Annotated in this window: 1 protein-coding gene and 1 pseudogene; both read left to right on the plus strand. The window is 66.2% G+C overall.

All coding sequences use genetic code 11. The features are described from left to right. Positions 1-262, plus strand: a pseudogene (locus HUX53_RS40275) (hypothetical protein); the annotation flags it as partial. Positions 263-620: 358 nt separating this feature from the next. Continuing rightward, a complete protein-coding gene (locus HUX53_RS30055) occupies positions 621-1,709 on the plus strand; it encodes a DUF222 domain-containing protein (RefSeq protein ID WP_176406595.1) in 1,089 nt (362 codons plus the stop codon). Positions 1,710-1,813: the final 104 nt, after the last annotated feature.

The raw sequence follows: 1,813 nt of genomic DNA on the forward strand, positions 1-1,813 counted from the left end.
GCATCGACAAACTCGACGCACTCCGACAGCTGTTCAGCACCGGACCATGGCTCCCACCCGCACTCGCCCCACCACAAGCCGCCTGAACCAGATCACGCCACACAGCCATCTCAGGCTGAATAGCTACTTCTGCGCCACCGACCTGAACGGCCACACAGGCACCCTGAGCGCGGACGAAGGCGGAGCCCACATAGCCCGCCAGACGACCGCCCCCGAAACCGGCGTATTCATCAACGAAAACGGCGGAACCTACCCCTGGTGATCGAGGGAATTGTGGTGGGGGTGGCGCTGCGTACGGGGCCGCCCCTCCAAAGTCAAAGGCGCTTCGCGTCGCTTCGCGATGGCCTTCGGCCACCCTTGACTTTGGAGCCTCTGCGGCCCCTGAGTGCAGCTTTCGTCGGGCAGGCTCCGCCTGCCCTCTGCCCGACGCGCCGCCCCCACCCCTCCAAGAGGGATCATTCGATCGACCCTGAACAGGATCAGAATCTTTGGGCGCTTCATGAAAGGCCCGACTCGGACATATCTCAACAATCGGAAATCTGGCTGCCAGGTCAAAAATATGTGCGCTGAATCGTCATCACGAGAGCGTAAATGCGTCTCCGGTGGGGTAAACTCTGAGTATGAGTTCAGTCGCGGTCGATCTCGATGAAGCGTCCACCATGGAATTGGTGAACGCCACGTCCGTGATCGCCGCTGAACTGGCGCGCCGCACCCCACCGGAATCTGCCGGGGCCTGCATCCAACTCGCCGAGACCCTCGCCACCGCCGGCGACATGCAGGAAGCCGCGCTCGCCGGGTTTGTCGGCGTGGTCGACACCGGCCGGGAAGTGCAGCGATGGGGGTTCCCTTCCACCCGTTCCTGGCTGCGGTCGCGTCTCGGGATGCGCGAGGCCCGCGCCAAAGAACGGTTGACCCTGGCGCGTCAGCGGCACCGCCTCACCCAGGTGTCGAGCCGCTGGGCCGCCGGGGACCTGCCGCTGGGGTACGCATCCACCATCGCCGGTGCGGTCGCGCGGCTGGACGACGCCGATTGCGCCGCCGCCGAGAACGTCCTGCTGGACATGGTCGACCAGGGCTTCTCTGCTGGGAAGGTCGCCTCGTTCGGCCGTCGGATCCGTGATGTGATCACCGAACGCGACGGCACCGAACCCGCGCCCGAGGACGCCAAGCGTGGCTATGAGCGGTCCTGGATCGACTCCACGCGTTCCCTGGACGGCGGCCGCTATATCAAAGGCTGGCTCAACGCCGAAGACGCCGCGATCTGGGACGGCACCCTCGCACCCTTGGCCAAACCGGCAGGGAGCGACGACCCCCGTGACCTGTCCGAACGCACCGCAGCCGCACTCAACTCCGTCCTGTCCGGCGGACATCGCGCTACCAAGGTCACCGTTATCTGCGACCTGGACACGCTCACGGGCGGCACCGCCCCGGCCCGCCTCACCGACGGGACACCGATCCCCGCCGAGCAGGCCCGCCGCATCGCTCTGTCCGCCGGAGTCTCACCCCTGCTGCTCGGCAAGGGACACCTGCCGCTCTACCTTGGCCGCACCGAACGGTTCGCCACCCCCGCCCAGCGCCGCGTCCTGGAAGCCCTCAATCCGACGTGCGTCGTCCACGGCTGTGAGGTCCCCGGCGCGCTATGCGAGATCGAGCATGTAGGGGGATGGGCCCTCGGCTCGCCCACCGCCCTCTCTGCCAAACTGGTGTGACACACGGGACGAACGAGACTTAAGCAGCATGAGCAGGGCGAGAACGGGATCTTCTTCACAGTGACGTTGAGCATGACCGATCTGGCCGGTTCGGCCGGGCATGA

The organism is Actinomadura sp. BRA 177 (assembly GCF_013372625.1).
In the GTDB taxonomy this organism is placed as follows: Bacteria; Actinomycetota; Actinomycetes; order Streptosporangiales; family Streptosporangiaceae; genus Spirillospora.

What these genes read in the sequence shown, in the direction of transcription:
- HUX53_RS30055 (WP_176406595.1), top strand. Translation starts at nt 621, where the DNA reads ATGAGTTCAGTCGCGGTCGATCTCGATGAAGCGTCCACCATGGAATTG.